This window comes from Streptomyces sp. NPDC015125 (assembly GCF_043080045.1).
Taxonomy (GTDB): Bacteria; Actinomycetota; Actinomycetes; order Streptomycetales; family Streptomycetaceae; genus Streptomyces.
Window position 1 is genome coordinate 103,043 of the sequence record NZ_JBIBVF010000015.1, and the last position, 16,516, is coordinate 119,558.

Sequence of the window (16,516 nt, forward strand, 5' to 3'; positions counted from 1 at the left end):
CGTCCTGCTCGCACGACCGGGCGGCCGGCAGCGCATGCGCGGCACCGGCCGCCCGGAGACACAAGCGGTGGAACGGCCGAGGCCGTTGGCGGTCAGCGGTTGCCGACACCGTTCCCGGAGAGGATCGGAATGTCGTCGATGATGTGCGACAGCGGCTCGTCACCCTTGGCCTGTGTCGAGTTGTGGGTGCACTGCTGGTTCTGCGGCGACGACAGGATGTTGAGGTCCTGCGCCTGGATCGGGGAGAGGGCCTGGACGTTGACCTTGCCCAGACCGAGGCACAGGTCGTTCAGCGAGCCCTGGACGAGCCCGAGCTGGGTGCTCAGGTTGCCGCGGGTGGTGGAGTTGCCGTAGACCGACGCCGCCCCGTTTCCGTTGACCGTGCTGGTGCCCCTCTGGTCACCGATCGCCATGGCGTCAGGAGCGGCCGCAGCGGAAATACCGATCAGCGACGCCGCCACAGCCGCGCCCGCCATCATCTTCTTCATCACGCAAACCCTTCAGGAGAAGAAACTCCCGACACGGGAGCCCTGTTTGAACAACCCGCCATACGGGCTTGGGTTCTGCACCGTCACCCGAATAGCTCGCACCAGACCTGCCGCATAAGCCTCAGCTGCCGCTGCCGCCGACACCCTCGCCCCAATTCGCGCACCGAAAATGCGACTTGTCGCCCCTGGAGCGCCCCCGGAGCACCCCGAGCATCAATTGTCTTCGCACGACGCAGGGCCTGCGAATCCGTTCAGTGGTTTCGCAGGCCCTGTTCTCGTTACGGACGGCATGCCAATACCCTCGCAGCCCCATCAATTTCGCAAGGGCATTGGCATGCTTCCCTCCACACACCATTCCTAACGACCGGGTGCACCGGAGTTCAGTCACGAGCGAATAACATTTCCACCGCGACGCCGGACAGCAGAAACCCGGGCCGCCCGGAAGAAGGAGGACCGGGCGGCCCGGGTGCTCATCCGCCGATCAGCGGTTGCCGGCGCCGTTGCCGGAAAGGACCGGGATGTTGTCCAGGATGTGCGACAGCGGCTCGTCGCCCTTGGCCTGCGTGGAATTCTCGGTGCACTGCTGGTTCTGCGGCGACGACAGGACGTTGAGGTCCTGCAGCAGGAGACCGCCCGCACCCTGGAGGTTCAGCTTGCCCAGAGCCAGGCAGGGCTTGTTGAGCGAGCCCTGGATCAGGCCGATCTGCGGGCTCATGTAGCCGTACGTGGTGGAGTTTCCGAAATACTGCTGCGCGCCGTTGCCGTTGACGGAAGACGTTCCGTGCTGGTTACCGATCGCCATCGCCTGGGGGGCGGCAGCGGCGGCCACGCCGACAATGGACGCAGCCGCGGCTGCGGTGGCCAAAGCCTTCTTGATCATTTTGATCCTTCGTGTTTCGGGATGCCCTTGGGCCGGGCAGTCTGCCCAACTCACAAGGATGTTTTTGGTTGTTCTCATTCACTCAAATGAGCTGGCCACCGGAGTCGCCTGTTTTGCGGATCGACATCACGGCCGGAACTCGGCTCCGAACCCGGGCCCGGAGCGAGAAAGCGCGGGGGTGGTGGAGCTTCGGGCGCCGCACGTCACCAGTCGGGTAACACGAAATTCCGATACCGCGTCGAACTCACCGGGCGCAGCCGAAGGGCAGTGAAATCCGTGCCTGCGTCGCGTGCCTGGGACGGACAGCTCCGATATCCGCCTTGTGGCGGCCCACGCCGGGCGACCGGGAATTACTTGAGCGGAAGGCCACCGAGCAGCGGAGTCTTCCTGGCCGCCCCGGTGACACCACGGAGCAGCTTCTTCGCATTGGTCGACCTGACCTTGCCCCCCGCGGTCTTGACCGTGTTGACCAGCGGCGTGAGCTGGTGGCCGTCCAGCTGCTTGCTGCTCAGCGCGTCGGTCAGCCCGCCGTTGAGGCTCATGGTCGGGGCTCCGGGCTGGGCGGCGAATGCGGGGGCGGCGACCCCCAGCGCCATGACGGAACCGGCAACAACCGCGGCAGACTTTGCGTACTTCACTTCAACTGTCCCTTCTCGGACGGTGCTTGACGGTCCGGCGGCAGCAACGCCACATGAGCAATCACTTCGCTGCTCGGATGACCGATTTCAGCGTGACTAACGAGTGCCAACGCCCCGAGAAACCCTGAAGTTTCACTCTTCTCGGACAAGCCGCCCGAAAATTGCGGGCGTTATACATCCACCCGTATAAAGCGAATGGCGAATGGCGACCGGCCCCGGTGCGCAGGGGGCCGCGCACCGGGGCCAGGTCACATCGACATGGCTCGAATTCCTTCGAGTCAGGTGTTCAGGCAGTTGTTGCCGAACGCCGGGTTCAGCAGCGCAACGATGTTGACGGTGTTGCCGCAGACGTTGACCGGGATATGCACCGGGACCTGGATGGCGTTGCCGGAGAGCACACCGGGCGAGTTCTTGGCGCCACCCGCGACACCTGCGTCGGCGAAGGCCGGCGCCGCCGAGCCCATGGCCATGATCGTTCCGGCAGTGATCGCTGCGACCTTTGCGTACTTCACTTTCAGCCCTTCCTTGCAGCGGGTCCGTGGCGAACACGACCCTCGTGTCGCACGGGCGTTGTTCTGCTCGCCCGTAACGCCGCTGCCGATATTGGTAACGATTTCCCCTCGTGCACGAAACTCTTGCCGGGAGGTTTTCGGAGGAATCGCCCGAACGATGCAACACCGCTTCAGGAGATTGTCACCGCGCATACGACGCGGAAAAAACACCGGAGTTCGAACAGGCGAGGTACCCGCCGAATACGAATTCCTACCGAGAGGGGGGTCGGGAAATTCCGTCCCTACGGTTCGTAACGGGGTGCGACAGGTCCGGGACCGCTCTGGAAGCGAGAGCCGGCGGTCCGGCCCTGTGGCCGATGGCCGGCTCAGCGGTTGCCGACACCGTTCCCGGACAGGATCGGGAGGTCGCTGAGGATGTGCGACAGCGCCTCGTCGCCCTTGGCCTGGGTGGAGTTCTCCGTGCACTGCTGGTTCTGCGGCGAGGCCAGGATGTTGACGTCCTGCACGTTGGCCACGACTGCGGCGAGCTGGGCGTTGACCTTGCCCAGGCCGAGGCACGGCTTGTTCAGCGAGCCCTGGATGAGCTCCAGCTGGGGGCTCATCTTGCCCACGGTGGTGGAGTTGCCGAACGCGCTCTTGGCACCGTTGCCGTTGACCGTCGACGTGCCGTTGTGGTTGCCGATCGCCATTGCCTGGGGGGCGACCGTTGCCGAGATGCCGACGACGGACGCGGCTACAGCCGTCGTGGCCAGGACCTTCTTGATCACGATTTACCCTTCTCGAAGCGGAGTGCCCGTTTCCGGAGCGCACTGGTCAACTCGCTTCTGGGGGTGCGGTTTCGCCGTTTCACCCGAATGCCACGAAACCATAGATACATATCACTGCACCCGGGCCAAGTTCGCCTTCCGGATGCCGTTTTGGCATTTCAAAGGCCGGTACGAAGAATTCGTACCGGCCTTTGCCGGCGGACGGCCGGCCCACTGGATTCCGTCCTCAAATGTCATGGAGAGAACCTGAGTTGACGCAGGTGTTGCCGCACGCCGGGTTCGGCCGGGCGGCAACATGAGGGGCGGTGCGCACACCACACGGCGCGCGAAATGCCAACCTGCCGGAGATCACGTCCGGTTGGGGTCGGCACCGTGGGCAAGGGTGCCAGGAGGTGACCGTCGCCGGCATAAGAGGTGCCGGGGTCGTGTCGTCCGCGCTGGTCAGGGCGAATGTCAGACCCTGGTGGAAGACTCTGAGGCATGAGATGGGCGGTGGTGGAGACGGGCGACGGGGGTGCTCGTCTCTGCCCGCTCGACCGGGACGGGCGGCCCGCCGGACCGGTGTTGCGGGAGCCCTCGCTCGCCGAGGCCGTGCGTACCCGGCCCGAGGTCGAGCGGTGGGTGTGGCGGTCCACGGCGGAGATCTACCGGCGGCTGCTGGCGACGGGGGTGCGGGTCGAGCGGTGCTATGACGTGGAGGCCGCGGAGGCGCTGCTGATCGGCCATGAGGAGGGCCAGTCGGGCCAGCCGCATTCGCTGGCCGCCGCCTGGGCGCGGCTCCACGGCCGGCCCGTCCCGCAGGACGCGCCGGTCCGTACGGCTCAGGCCCAGCCGTCCCTGTTCGAGCCGGGCCCGGTGCCGCTGCCGCCCGGCACGGACGAGCTCACGGCGCTGCTGGAGGTCTACGCCGGCCACCTGGCGCGTACGGAGAGGGCGGAACACCCGGACCGGATGCGGCTGCTGCTCGCCGCCGAATCCGCGGGCATGCTGGTCGCCACGGAAATGGGGCGGGCCGGGGTGCCCTGGCGCGCCGATGTGCACCGCAAGCTGCTCGACGCGCTGCTGGGAGAGCGCTATCCGGGCGGCGGAGAGCCCCGCCGGATGGCGGAGCTGGCCGACGCAGTGTCCCGGGCCTTCGGGGCGGGCCAGCGGGTGCGCCCCGATCTGCCCAACGACATCATCAAGGCCTTTGCCCGCGCCGGGATTTCCCTCACCTCGACGCGTAAATGGGAGCTGCAGCAGATCGATCATCCCGCGGTGGCACCGCTGCTGGAGTACAAGACGCTCTACCGCCTCTACACCGCCCATGGGTGGGCATGGCTCCAGCAGTGGGTGCACGACGGCCGTTTCCGCCCCGAGTATCTGCCCGGTGGCACGGTCTCCGGCCGCTGGACCACCAACGGCGGGGGTGCACTGCAGATCCCCAAGGTGATCCGGCAGGCCGTGCTCGCCGACCCGGGGTGGCGCCTGGTGGTCGCCGACGCCGCCCAGATGGAACCCCGGGTACTGGCGGCCGTCTCCCGTGACCGGGGCCTGATGGAGCTGGCCGGCAGCGGCGAGGATCTGTACGCGGATCTGGCCGCCCGCGCGTTCGGCGGCGACCGCGCCCGGGCCAAGCTCGGTCTGCTGGGTGCCATTTACGGCCAGACGTCCGGCGACGCCCTCAAGCACATGGCCGATCTGCGCCGCCGCTATCCGGCCGCGGTGGCGTATGTGGACGAGGCGGCGCGCGCGGGCGAGGAAGGCCGGCTGGTGCGCACCTGGATGGGCCGTACCTGCCCGCCCGCTTCCGTGACACCACCCGACGAGGCGGGCCTGCCCCAGGAGGATGCGCCGTCCCCGGCCTACGGCACCGGCTCGGCGGCCGCCCGAGCGCGCGGCCGGTTCACCCGCAACTTCGTTGTCCAGGGCAGCGCCGCCGACTGGGCACTGCTGCTGCTGGCCGCGCTGCGCCGCTCGCTGTCGGAGGGCGGGCTCCGCGCCGAACTGGTCTTTTTCCAGCATGACGAGGTGATCGTGCACTGCCCCGCACGGGAGGCGGCGACGGTCGCCGAGGCGATCACGGCGGCCGCGGAGACTGCCGGGCGGATCGCGTTCGGGGAGACTCCGGTCCGCTTCCCGTTCACCACGGCGGTGGTGGAGTGTTATGCCGAGGCGAAGTGAGCGGGGGCGGCGAGGCGGCGGGGCGGCGGGCACGGCGGGGCCGGTGCAGCGGGGACACCGTGCGGCGGGGCCGGTTGCAGGCTGTGGGCGGGCCCGGGCGGGCGGGCTGCGAGGCGGGCGCAGTCGGGCTGCGGGGCGGGCGCGGGCGCGTGCGGGCGGAGATCGTGAGCAGAAGCTGTGGCATGTCCGTCCTGAACGAGGAGCACTCCGTATGAGCGTCCAGCCCGAGACGAATGACCGGACCGCGATGCGGGTGCACCCCGAACTCGTGTCGGCCTTTGAGGCGTTGCCGCAGGTCTCCGATCCGTATGAGGACATCGAGGCCGCGCGCGCCGGATTCCACGAGATGCTGGCCGCCTTCCCGGCGGACCGTACGGGCGTGTGCAGCGAACGGTTCGGCATCCCGCGAACGGGCGGCGGCACCTCTGCGGACAGGGGCAGGCTGACGGATGGCGGCACGCTGACGGTCGAGGTTTACCGTCCGGAGGGGACGGTGGGCGCCGGTCCGGGTGCCGATCCGAGCGCCGATCCAGAAGCCGACCCAGAAGCCGATCCGGGAGAGGGCGCGCACGGTGATGCCCCCGAGGGCACCGGGAGCACCGGGGACGTGCTGCCCGCCGTACTGCATTTCCACGGTGGTGGGTTCGCCCTCGGCCGGTCGCTGCCGGGACAGGACCGGGTGGCCATCGAGCTCTGCCGTGAACTGCCCGCGGTCGTCATCACCGTCGAATACCGCCTCGCCCCGGAGCACCGCTATCCGGCGGCGGTGGAGGACTGCTATCTCGCGCTGGAATGGGTGGCGGGGCGGGCCGCCGGGCTGGGCATCGATCCCGAGCGGATCGCTGTGGCGGGCAAGTCCGCGGGCGGTGGTCTCAGCGCCGCGGTCGCCCTGATGGCTCGCGACCGCGGCGGGCCGGAGCTCGCCTACCAGTCGCTGTGCGTCCCGGATCTGGATGACCGGGTCGGGGCGGTCGAGGCGGCGGAAGCGGCGGGAGCCCTGGACGCGCGGGTGCTCAATGGGCACGGTATCCAGTCGTCGTGGAAGCACTACCTTCCAGAAGGGACGAGGGAGGCGGAGGCCTATGCCGCGCCCTCTCGCGCCACCGAGCTGTCGGGGCTGCCACCGGCCCATGTCCTGGTCTGCGATCTCGATCCGATGCGCGAGGCGGGGCTGGCCTACGCCCGGCGCCTGATGGACGCGGGGGTGCCGGTCACGGTCCGCAATGTGCCCGGTGCCTGGCACGGCTTCGAGCTCTACGCGCCGGACACCCGGGTGGCGAAGGAGATGACGGCCCACTGGACGGGGCAGTTGCGAGCGGCGCTCCATCCGGCGTCTCCGACGGTGGTGTGAGACCGCTCAGTCCGTCCCTCCCGGCGGGCCGGCAGTGCCCTCCCCCGCCGACGTCCCGGCGGCTTCGACGCCCCTCCACGATGCCCCGGTGCCCGCCGCTCGGGGCCTCGACGATGGAGATCAGGCCACGGGTGATCCGTACCATCGTCGCGACCAGCAGCGCGGGCGGGCAGGCGGGCAGGCAGGCGGGCCGCTCCAGCCACCACGGCGCGAGCCCGTACAGCGAACTGCGGAGCGCCTCTCCGAGGGCTCCCTCTCGGCCTCGGGGATGCCGGGCACGAACTCGCGAAGCAGCGCCACGTCCGTCCCCCGCTGTCTGCGCTGCAGCTCACGGTGGAAGGCCGCCACCTGCGCGTCGCCCGTGGCGTCCCGGAACATCCGGCAGCCCGGCGGCCTTGTGTGTCGGTGTGCCGGTGTCCCGATGTCCGATGTCCCGATGCCCCGATGCCCCGATGCCCCGATGCCCCGGGGGAGAGCGCGCCGCGGGCCCTCGTCGATCCGCCGGGCGCCCTAAACTCCCCGGGTAGGGGTCGGCAACCACTCGGGAGGGATCGCCGGAAGCGGATCGCCGACCGGGGCCCGGCCGAGAGCCAGATGAACGGTAAAGGGCTTCCCCGGGCGGATCGGAGCACGCTTCAATTCGCGGGTGTGCGAGACACGTTGGCGACGAGCCACGTTGGCGGCGCGACACATGGTCGACGGGACACATGGGCGACGAGACACATGGGCGACGAGACACGTTGACGGCGGAGGGGAGCCGGTGAGGATGAGTGACGAGAGCGGGACGGACGCGGACGCGAGGGCGGGAAGGAGTGCCGGGAACGGCGAAAACGGTGCTGCCACGGGCCCGCGCGGCGGCGAGCTGGAGCGCATCAATCCACCGCATCTCGCGCCGCCGACCGGATTCAGCCATGCCGTGCGCGCCGCCCCGGGAACCCTGGTCTTCCTCGCCGGACAGACCGCTCTCGACGGTTTTGGCCGGATCGTCGGGGACGGCATCGTCGAGCAGTTCGAGCGGGCGCTGACGAACCTCCTGGACGTCGCGTCGGCCTCCGGCGCCCGCCCGTCCGACCTCGCCAAGCTCACCGTCTTCGCCGTCGATGTCGCCGACTACCGCCGCCATGCCCGTGACCTCGGCGCGGTGTGGAAGCGCCTGGTCGGCAGCGACTACCCGGCGATGGCCGTGATCGGCGCCACCCGTCTGTGGGACGAGACGGCCCTGGTCGAGATCGAAGGCATCGCCGTCGTCCGCTAACGGCACGACGCCGATACCCGGCCATTGCGGCTCCCTTGCACACCCGGGGCGCGCGGGCGCCCCGGGCGATGCACGTCCCCCTTACGCACCAGGGGACGCCCGGCTGATGCCACTCCCTTACGTGTCAGGGGCGCCCGCCCCGCCGGTCTCCCGGCGGAACGAGCGCCCCTGGCGCTGTTCACGGACGTACGCTTCCGTCGCCCACCCGCTGACACATCACCACGCTCCGAGCGGATCGCGGCCCTCGGAGCGGATCACGGCCCTCGGTGCGGGGCGTGATCGCTCGTATGGACCGTGATGGCTCGTACGGCGCACGACCGCTCGCACGGAGCGCCACCGCTCAGTTCCGGCCGCGGGCCATCCCCACCGGGTCCTTCTTGAAGGCCCAGGTCATCTTGGGCTCCATGGCGAATCGGAAGATCCGCTGCACAGGTGGTGTGCACAGCAGCGTGATGACGGTGCCCGCGATGAGCGTCAGCAGTACCGCGCCCCACGGGGTCTGCATCCAGTCCGCGTCGTACCAGTTCCAAAAGCGCGACCCCTTGGCGAGGAAGCCGTGCAGCAGATAGCCGTAGAGAGTGCCTGCACCCAGCGACGTGCACCACATCGTGCGCCCCGGAATCCAGGCGAAGAAGCAGGCCACCAGAACGAGTGAGCAGCCGAACATCGCCAGCGTCATCACGGCACCGCTCCACCACGGGGCGGCCAGTTCCTGCGCGGCGTCGCGGTGGTAGAACCATGCGGCGTTCATCCGCGGCGCCGCCCAGTACGCGAAGACCAGCGCGGTCGCGAAGACCGGTACGGCCAGGATCCGCGCCTTCCTGCGGCGTACGAGCTTGAAGTGCTCCGGCCGGAGCGACAGCCCGATCACGAAGAACGGCAGGAACTGCAGCACCCGCTGGAGGTCCAGGTCATCGCCGATGTCCGGTGAGAGGGACGCAAGCGCGGCGATGGCCAGGGCGAGCGGGACCGGCCAGCGCACGATCTTCCACAGCGGAGTGGTCAGCCGCCAGATGAACAGGGCGGCCAGGAACCACGTCAGATACCAGGGGTCCATCAGACTGATCGGATAACCCGGATCGTCGTCCGCCCACCTCTTGAAGAGCGTGTAGGCGACTTCGAAGAGGATGTAGGGAACCGCGACGCCGGTAATCAGCCGCTGCAGCCGGTCCTTGCGCATATCGAAACTGCGCGAGAAATAGCCGGAGATGATGATGAACGCCGGCATATGGAAGGCGTAGACGGTGATGTAGAGCGCCGCCGCCGTCCGGCTGCCGTCGCGCAGCGGCTCCCAGGAGTGGCCCATCGCCACGAGCACGATGGCCAGGTACTTCGCATTGTCGAAGAACGCGTCGCGCGGCTTCGCCTTGGCGTCGGCCGCCTCGGCGGTCTTGGCGCGTCCCGTGCCCCGGCTCTTGGCATGACTGCGAGGTCCGGCAGATGAAGTGACGCCCTGGGACGCAAATTGACGGTCCGTCGCCGAGCCGGGGACGGTCGCCGTCGCCGGCCCGGAAGCGGTCGCCGTCGCAGACCCGGAGGCGGTCGCCGTCGCCGGTGCCATCGTTGCCGTCGCACCGCCGGCCGCGGCTGCGCCCGTCGGACTCAGCTCGTCATGCGGCATCTGCCGAGGCGGGGGAAGCGGCACCCGCCGTTCGCCGTACGCCGGAAAATTGTTTTTCAAGGAGCCTCCCGGAACGATCCCAGAGGAGGAGCTGGACGCTGGCCCGCACCGGGCCGCAAATCGGAACCCAAAAGCCAAATCCTGCGTCTTAGTTCTTTTACGGGGAGTGTGGCGGCGTCGAACATCTCAGGCACCTTAGCCCCGCGGCGGGAATCACGTAAATCCCCGTCTCCGGCTGCCACACGCGCCGCATCCGCCCTCCACAGCTCCTTCACGCACCGCAGGTGGCAGCGCGACCCGGACCACCGTCCGACGCCCCGCGAGATCTGGACCGAGACCTGGACCGAGATCTGGACCGAGATCTGGACCGAGATCTGGCCAATGTCGCGCCAATCCCCGACCTTTGCCCATTATTCAATAACACCTTCGACCCCCCGGGCTCTCACCGCCCGGGCGCTGGTGTTCTTCGCCACGTCCCACACATAGACCTGCAGCCGGCGACCGTGCGGGCCGCGCAGCCGGTGCACGGCCCGCAGCCAACGTGAACTGAGCGCGGACGCACGGGGGTTGATCTGATCGGCGAACCGCGCATAGCCCGCCAGTTTGTCCATCCCGGGCGCCCCGAGAATCCCGGTACGGAGCTCGGGCGCCACCTCGTGCACGGCCTTGACGCACGGCACGGAGAAGCTCTGGACCACCAGCCGGCTCCGGACATGGGCCCGATCCAGCCACCCCTGCACCCGTAGTTCGCGGATGACCTGCGCCTCGATTCCCGGATACTTCTCCGGGGCCTTGATCTCCAGCAGAAGGCGCTGCCCATTGTGGTCCAGACGGCGTAGATAGTCGGCGAGCGTCGGCACCCGCTCGCCGGTGAACCGCGTGCCGAACCAACTGCCGGCATCCAGCCGCGCGAGCTCGGCGGCCGTGAAGTCCCCCACCCGCCACGGCGCCCGCCCGGGAAACACCTTCGCGGCGTCGGTCGTCCGCCGCAGCGTGGCGTCGTGCATCACCACCAGCCGGCCGTCCTTGCTGCGCTGCACATCGTTCTCGACCCATATGAGCCCGCGGCGGTGTGCGGCATCAACGGAGGCGAGCGTGTTCTCGGGCGCGTAACGGGAGGCGCCGCGGTGGGCGATCACCATCGTGGCCGCGGTGCCGGGGCCGGCCCGCGTCCCGCTGCTCACCGCAACATCCGCGTACTCCTGCGGACCGGAGGCCATCGCGGACGACGACACCGCGGCCGCCACCAGGTAGGCGACCCCGGCGGCGGGGATCCGCAGCGATCTTTGCAGCATGCGGGAGCCTCCTGGTCCGCTCACCCGCGGACGGCCCCGTCCGCGTCAGGTATGCCCCCTGAGGCCCTTCCTTCCGTCCAGGAATGCGGCTGTCTTCTCAACATGCCCGCAACCCTCGTCACCCGCCACGCGAGCATTCCTGCGACCGCCGTGCACCGCCTGTTCCCTCGGTCCCCTTTTCCCAGGTCAGCGAGGGTGGGCAGCCGGATGGAGCGGGCGGGCGGCGGCTCCCCGGACGGCCCTCCATCCGTGCGCACCACCGCCATGGTCTCCGCCGCCCTGGCCCCCACCGCCACGCCTTCCAGCGCCATGGCCTCCACCTCCATGGCCTCCACCGCCAACCCGCGGCTGATGACACTTCCCATGGGCATCCAGATGCTGCAGAGCTGTCTCGATCCCGACCACATGGTCACCGTCGCGACGGCTGGACTCGTCCTCGGCGTCCTGCCGGTCCTGCCGCCGTTTCGGCCGGTCCTGCCGGTCCTGCCGCCGTTTCGGCCGGTCCTCCGGTCCTGCCGCCGTCTCGGCCGGTCCTCCGGTCCTGCCGCCGTCTCGGCCGGTCCTGTTTCTGCTGCTGTTTCTGCCGCTGTAAAGCGCTGCATCCGGGCCGTGATGCCGAGTGGCCTCACGTGAGGTCCGTACCCGCGCACCCGCGCACCCGCCCCTCCGCACCCCGCGCCGCCTGAGCCGCCTGAGCCGCCTGAGCACCTGCTCCCTCTGACCTGCGCTTTCCCCCTGAACGATCGGCCCCGTCGTCTCCGTTACGGCCCTCCCCGCCCATGTATAGGTCACGTAACAGCCGTCGATGTACGGCTGTTACACAGCTGACAGCCCATCGAGAAACGTCACTCATAGCTTCATTCGTGCCGACCGATCCAACGAACTGGAGCGAGAACCATGAATCGCACCACGAACATGACCCGACGCCACAAGACGGCCATAGGCGCCGCGCTGTCCTGTGTCGCCGTCCTCGGCACCTTCGCCACCGCCAACGCGGCGAACGCCGCCACCGCCTCGGCGCCCACCGCTCACACTGCGAGTGCCACCCGCGCCGCCGACACCCCCTACGTGATGAACCACTCCGGCGAGGAGAACGCCGACCACGGCCGCGCCGACCGCAGCCCCAAGGACCTGGTGCTCTCCGAGTTCACCTCGGTCGGGGACCTCAACTGGAAGCAGTGGGACACGAAGAAGGCCGTCGCCACCGGCGAGGTCACCGGCAACTGGTGCCTGGAAACCTGCCTCGAGAAGCCGCTGAAGGGGACCCTCACGCTCTCGGACCCCAAGACCGTGAACGGCAAGAAGGTCTTCTCCTCCTTCACCCTGAAGCTGGCCGGGGGCTCGGGTGCGTACGACTCCGAGGACCTCCAGGGCAAGCACCCCCTCGCCACCACCTGACGGTAAAAGGCTCCCGATGCACAGGCCCACGGCCGCCGGCACCACCGTCTTCGCGCTGGTGCTGGCGGCCGTGGGCCTCACCGGGTGCGGCAACCCCGAAACGCCCCACGTCGAGGGCCCCGCGCCCAGCCCCAGCCAGATCCCCGGACCGGTCTACGTCTCCGACACCCTGGGCCATCCGCTGACCCGCCCCACGGGGTTCGCCCTCACCGAGTTCTCCTCGGTCTCCCGGCTCAGCTGGCGCGCGTGGGGAAAGCCGACGGCCGTCGCCACCGGGCGGCTGACCGGCATGTGGTGCATCCCCCACTGTCCCGCGAAGGGATATCGGGCCACCATCGAACTCGGCCGTCTGCAGCACCGAGAGAACGTCTCGTACTACACCCGCGCCGTCGTACGGACCTCCCACCACCTCCCGCCCGACCAGGCGGCCGAGCTGCGCGAGGTCAAGCTGCCCGTCCCCGAGCCCTAGGAACGCAAGCGATGACCGATGTGCTGCTCGTGGAGGACGACCCCCTGCTGCGGGAGGCCACCCAGCTGTCCCTGGAGCGCTACGGATACCAGGTGCGCACGGCCGCCGACGGCTACGCCGGGCTGGCGCAGTTCCGGGACCGTGTCCCCGATATCGCCCTCCTGGACGTGATGCTGCCCCGCCTCGACGGGGTCAGCGTGGTGCGCCGCATCCGTGAGGTGAGTCGGCTGCCGGTGCTGATGCTCTCCGCCCGCACCGACCCGGTGGATGTCGTCCTCGGCCTCGAAGCCGGCGCCGACGACTACCTCACCAAGCCGTACGACATACCGGTGCTCGTCGCCCGTATACGCGCGGCGCTGCGCCGCACCACGGACGTCACCGAGACCGGCCCGCCCGAGGACGAGACGCTGCTGCGGTTCGGCGATCTCACCGTGGACACCGCTTCCATGGACATCCACCGGGCCGGCCGGCTCCTCGACCTCACCCCCACCGAGCGCAAGTTGGTCCTCGAATTCGCGGCCGAGCCCGGCGTCGTGCTGTCGCGCACCACGCTGCTGGAACGCGTATGGGACTACGCGTGCGGTGGCGACCCCCGTGTCGTCGACGTCCATGTGCTGCGGCTGCGCGCCAAGATCGGCCACCGCCGCATCGTCACCGTCCGCGGCTTCGGCTACAAGCTCGCACCCTGACCATCATGGGACTGCGTACCAAGACCGCCCTGGTCATCGCCGGGACGGCCGGGATCGTCGCCACGCTCATCGGGCTGCTGGTGCACCAGCTCACCGCAGAGGACCAGCGCAAGAGCGCGGCCCATGTGATCGACGCCCGGCTCGTCGAGGCGGTCGGCGCCTATGCAGCGGGGATCGACAGCGGCGCCCTGGTCAATTCGCCGGACCTGCCCGCCGCGCTCCGCAAGACCGTCACCGACCGCCCCGTGCGGGCCACCTGCCTCCAGAGCAGCGGCGGATCCGGGACTCCGGTGCTGTGGGCCGCCACCCGCAGCGGCAGCGACATCCTCGCCGTCCGGCGCTCCTACGCCCCCCAGGCCCGCGCCCTTGCCGAACTCGACCGGGTACTGGTCGGCTCCGGCGCGTCCATCACCACGCTCGGCTGTGTGCTGGGCATCGTCGCGGCGGCCGGCACCGGACGGCGCATCACCGCTTCCGCGGACACCGCGCAGCGGATCGCGGACGGCGATCTGACGGACCGGGTCCGGCCGAAGGGCAAGGACGAGATCGCCCGGCTCGGCGCCGCCGTCAATACGATGGCCGATGCCCTGAGCGCCCGCCTGGAGGCGGAACGGCAGGTCACCGCCGACATCGCCCATGAGCTGCGCACGCCCGTGGCCGGCCTGGTGACCGCCGTCGGGCTCCTGCCGCCCGGCCGCCCGACCGAGCTGGTCAGCGGGGGTGTGGACACCCTGCGCACCCTGGTGGAGAACGTCCTGGAAGTCGCCCGGCTCGATGTCCCGGGCGCCGAGCAGGCCCAACACGAGAAGATCCTCCCGAGCACCCTGGCGCACCGGGCCGCCACCCTGACGGGCGGGGACGTCGGGGTCACGGTGCACCACGAAGCACCCGTGACGACCGACCCCCGCCGCGTCGAACGGATCCTTGCCAACCTGATCACCAACGCCCGAGTCCACGGCGCCCCACCCGTGACGCTGGAAGTCGACGCCACAGCAATCCGCATACGCGACCACGGCTCCGGCTTCCCCGCCGAACTCCTCGCCAACGGCCCCCAGCGCTTCCGCACCGGCGCACGCGAACGAGGCGCCGGCATCGGCCTGGGCCTCACCCTCGTCACCGGTCAGGCCCGCGTCCTGAACGCCCGGGTGACCTACGAAAACCCCCCGGACGGGGGCGCGCTGGCGATCCTGCACCTCGGCCCCGGGAGCTCGTGAAGAATCAGGGCGCCCCCGGGGCCTACGCGTGACGCTCCGCCGCTAAGGGCTGTCCCGTACGGAGACCGGATCGGCCTCGAAAGCCAAGAGAACCAGCCCGGTTACTTGAATGACGGCGTTCCATTCGTCCTGGGTCAGATCCGGGAATGCGTCGCGCACACAGCTGGGAACAGAGCAGCCCTCAGCGCTCAGCAGTACCTGTGTGAACGCGAACCCCGAGCGTCCGAGACACAAACGCGCCCCTTGCCACGGCTGTTCCGTGTGCCGCACGGCAATGTGCTGCACGGCAATGTGCTGCACGGCGTCCTTGTTGTCGGGAGTCTCCGACGCGAAATCCAGGAGCGTGGTCCGCAGCTGTGCAGTGATGTCGTCCGGATGCAGGTCATTGCCTTCCGCGATCGCGGCCAACGCTCGGTAGAAACGCTCCGTCGATATCGACCGGGCCGGGCGAGAGGCGTGCAGCCGGCGCTCTGCGCCATCGTCGGGCACAGGGCCGGGCACAGAGCCCACGGAGCCGGACACAGGGCCGGGCTCCGACGCAAGCACCGTGAGAACGAGCTTGGCGACCAGCAGTCCGGCTTCCCATTCCTCCTGGCTCAGACTCGGACACTTCTCCTGCACCTCGGGCGGGAGATCACTTTCGCCTGCGCACCAGAGCAGCTCCGGCAGCCCTGCGTCATAGTCCGCGAGACGAAGACCGACACTTCGCCCCCAGGGGTGGTCCCCCTCGCCGACGGTGACCAGCTCGACGCGGGAGCGCTCACCCAGCACGTCCACGGCCAGCTCACGCAGCGCGGTTCGGACTGCGGCACTGAGGTCGGCCTCGGGTATGTGTCCCTTCTCCCCGACGTGCATCAGCGCCTCACGCAGGCGTCCGCGGGGCGATGCGTATGCGTCGCCTGAATGGTTCGTATGCATCCCGCCCCACGGTGCCGTCCTGGAGGGCGACCGTGCCGAGGCGGTCGTCCACGTCCCAGGAATAGTGCCAGGTGCGGGCGCCGCCAGAGAGCCGCAGGTCAGAGGGTTGGCCCCGCAGAGTCGATCGATTGCTGCAGATCCGGCACAAGCGCCGGCGAGTACAGACATCCAGGCCAGCGGGCGCCGGTCGGCGGCGCCGGGCCTTGGGACCCGCGGCGCTTGTCGGCCGGACGGCCTGCTTCCGGCGTGCGGTCGCGGTTCCGGTGCGGGCGTGGGGGCGTGGGGGCGTTGGGGCAGCTCTTGCGCCACGCACGGTGTTGCGCGTATGTGCAATTATGGACACGCGTTCGGTCCGGCTGGTACTTCCTGACCACACGCGCCAGCCGGCGTGCGCTTGAGTTTGCGTATGTGCGCGGCATCGCCCGCGCCGGGCTGAGCGGGGGCAGACATGAGAAGTTGCAGTTGGGGGCACGATCGGGCCCCAAATCCGGCTCCATCGCATCCGGATCCGTAGGCTTCCCCGGGCGGTCGTGCCCGGCACCGCCCGGCACGACGGTACCCCCACCTGCGGGGGTACCAGTTCGTCCTGCCGCCCGACGGCGCTTCGACGGGGGCTTGTCCAAGGCCGGCCTCAACGGCTGGGCGGGCGCACCCTCATGGGTTTCTGATCACCGCCCTCAGAACCTGATTCGCTGAGTCGATCCTGTCTCGACACAGCTTGTACGGCCCAGCCGGAGAGAAAGCTGGCGCCGGGCCACTCATGTGCCATTTATCGGGAAACTCCTGGCATTCATCCGGATGTCAGCTCCCGCCGAGGGCTATGGTGCCGATCCTTGATCGCGATGCATGTACGGGGAG

General features: G+C 69.3%; 16 protein-coding genes. 8 read left to right on the forward strand and 8 right to left on the reverse strand.

The features are described 5' to 3' along the window. Positions 1-92: 92 nt before the first annotated feature. The 5 genes from ACF088_RS27265 to ACF088_RS27285 form a co-directional block, all read right to left on the reverse strand. A complete protein-coding gene (locus ACF088_RS27265) occupies positions 93-488 on the reverse strand; it encodes a rodlin (RefSeq protein WP_392378469.1) in 396 nt (131 codons plus the stop codon). Between the two features lie 481 nt (positions 489-969). Then, on the reverse strand, positions 970-1,368 hold the full coding sequence (locus ACF088_RS27270) for a rodlin (protein WP_392378471.1): 399 nt from the start codon (positions 1,366-1,368) through the stop codon (positions 970-972). Between the two features lie 350 nt (positions 1,369-1,718). Beyond that, positions 1,719-2,006: a hypothetical protein gene (locus ACF088_RS27275; protein WP_392378472.1), complete on the reverse strand. Its 288-nt coding sequence runs from the start codon at positions 2,004-2,006 to the stop codon at positions 1,719-1,721. Between the two features lie 278 nt (positions 2,007-2,284). Further along, positions 2,285-2,518 (reverse strand): chaplin, encoded by a 234-nt coding sequence (locus ACF088_RS27280; protein WP_392378473.1) that lies wholly within the window; start codon positions 2,516-2,518, stop codon positions 2,285-2,287. A gap of 365 nt (positions 2,519-2,883) precedes the next feature. Continuing rightward, on the reverse strand, positions 2,884-3,285 hold the full coding sequence (locus ACF088_RS27285) for a rodlin (protein WP_392378474.1): 402 nt from the start codon (positions 3,283-3,285) through the stop codon (positions 2,884-2,886). Between the two features lie 480 nt (positions 3,286-3,765). Between ACF088_RS27285 and ACF088_RS27290 the strand changes: the two genes are divergently transcribed. The 3 genes from ACF088_RS27290 (at position 3,766) to ACF088_RS27300 (ending at position 8,054) form a co-directional block, all read left to right on the forward strand. After that, complete coding sequence (locus tag ACF088_RS27290) at positions 3,766-5,448, forward strand: bifunctional 3'-5' exonuclease/DNA polymerase (protein WP_392378476.1); 1,683 nt, start codon at positions 3,766-3,768, stop codon at positions 5,446-5,448. Between the two features lie 211 nt (positions 5,449-5,659). Further along, positions 5,660-6,799, forward strand: a complete 1,140-nt coding sequence (locus tag ACF088_RS27295; protein WP_392378477.1) for an alpha/beta hydrolase — start codon at positions 5,660-5,662, stop codon at positions 6,797-6,799. Between the two features lie 766 nt (positions 6,800-7,565). Beyond that, on the forward strand, positions 7,566-8,054 hold the full coding sequence (locus ACF088_RS27300; protein ID WP_392378479.1) for a RidA family protein: 489 nt from the start codon (positions 7,566-7,568) through the stop codon (positions 8,052-8,054). Between the two features lie 340 nt (positions 8,055-8,394). Here the strand turns inward: ACF088_RS27300 and ACF088_RS27305 are convergent, their stop codons facing one another. After that, positions 8,395-9,675, reverse strand: coding sequence for an acyltransferase family protein (locus tag ACF088_RS27305; protein WP_392378481.1), 1,281 nt, complete (start codon positions 9,673-9,675; stop codon positions 8,395-8,397). 410 nt (positions 9,676-10,085) lie between these two features. Further along, positions 10,086-10,970 (reverse strand): glycerophosphodiester phosphodiesterase, encoded by an 885-nt coding sequence (locus ACF088_RS27310; RefSeq protein WP_392378482.1) that lies wholly within the window; start codon positions 10,968-10,970, stop codon positions 10,086-10,088. A 249-nt stretch (positions 10,971-11,219) separates the two neighbouring features. Here ACF088_RS27310 and ACF088_RS27315 point away from each other — a divergent pair, with 249 nt between their 5' ends. The 5 genes from ACF088_RS27315 to ACF088_RS27335 all read left to right on the forward strand — a co-directional run bounded on the left by ACF088_RS27315 (position 11,220) and on the right by ACF088_RS27335 (position 14,740). After that, on the forward strand, positions 11,220-11,603 hold the full coding sequence (locus ACF088_RS27315; protein ID WP_392378484.1) for a hypothetical protein: 384 nt from the start codon (positions 11,220-11,222) through the stop codon (positions 11,601-11,603). A gap of 264 nt (positions 11,604-11,867) precedes the next feature. Further along, positions 11,868-12,368, forward strand: a complete 501-nt coding sequence (locus ACF088_RS27320) for a hypothetical protein (RefSeq protein WP_392378485.1) — start codon at positions 11,868-11,870, stop codon at positions 12,366-12,368. A gap of 16 nt (positions 12,369-12,384) precedes the next feature. Beyond that, positions 12,385-12,837: a hypothetical protein gene (locus tag ACF088_RS27325; protein ID WP_392378487.1), complete on the forward strand. Its 453-nt coding sequence runs from the start codon at positions 12,385-12,387 to the stop codon at positions 12,835-12,837. An 11-nt stretch (positions 12,838-12,848) separates the two neighbouring features. After that, positions 12,849-13,526, forward strand: a complete 678-nt coding sequence (gene cseB / locus ACF088_RS27330; protein WP_392378489.1) for a two-component system response regulator CseB — start codon at positions 12,849-12,851, stop codon at positions 13,524-13,526. 5 nt (positions 13,527-13,531) lie between these two features. Then, the gene (locus ACF088_RS27335) at positions 13,532-14,740 is read left to right on the forward strand and encodes an ATP-binding protein (RefSeq protein WP_392378491.1); all 1,209 of its coding nucleotides are present in this window, start codon (positions 13,532-13,534) and stop codon (positions 14,738-14,740) included. A gap of 42 nt (positions 14,741-14,782) precedes the next feature. On the opposite strand, the gene ACF088_RS27340 is transcribed toward ACF088_RS27335, so the two are convergent. Further along, positions 14,783-15,658, reverse strand: coding sequence for a hypothetical protein (locus ACF088_RS27340; RefSeq protein WP_392378492.1), 876 nt, complete (start codon positions 15,656-15,658; stop codon positions 14,783-14,785). Positions 15,659-16,516: the final 858 nt, after the last annotated feature.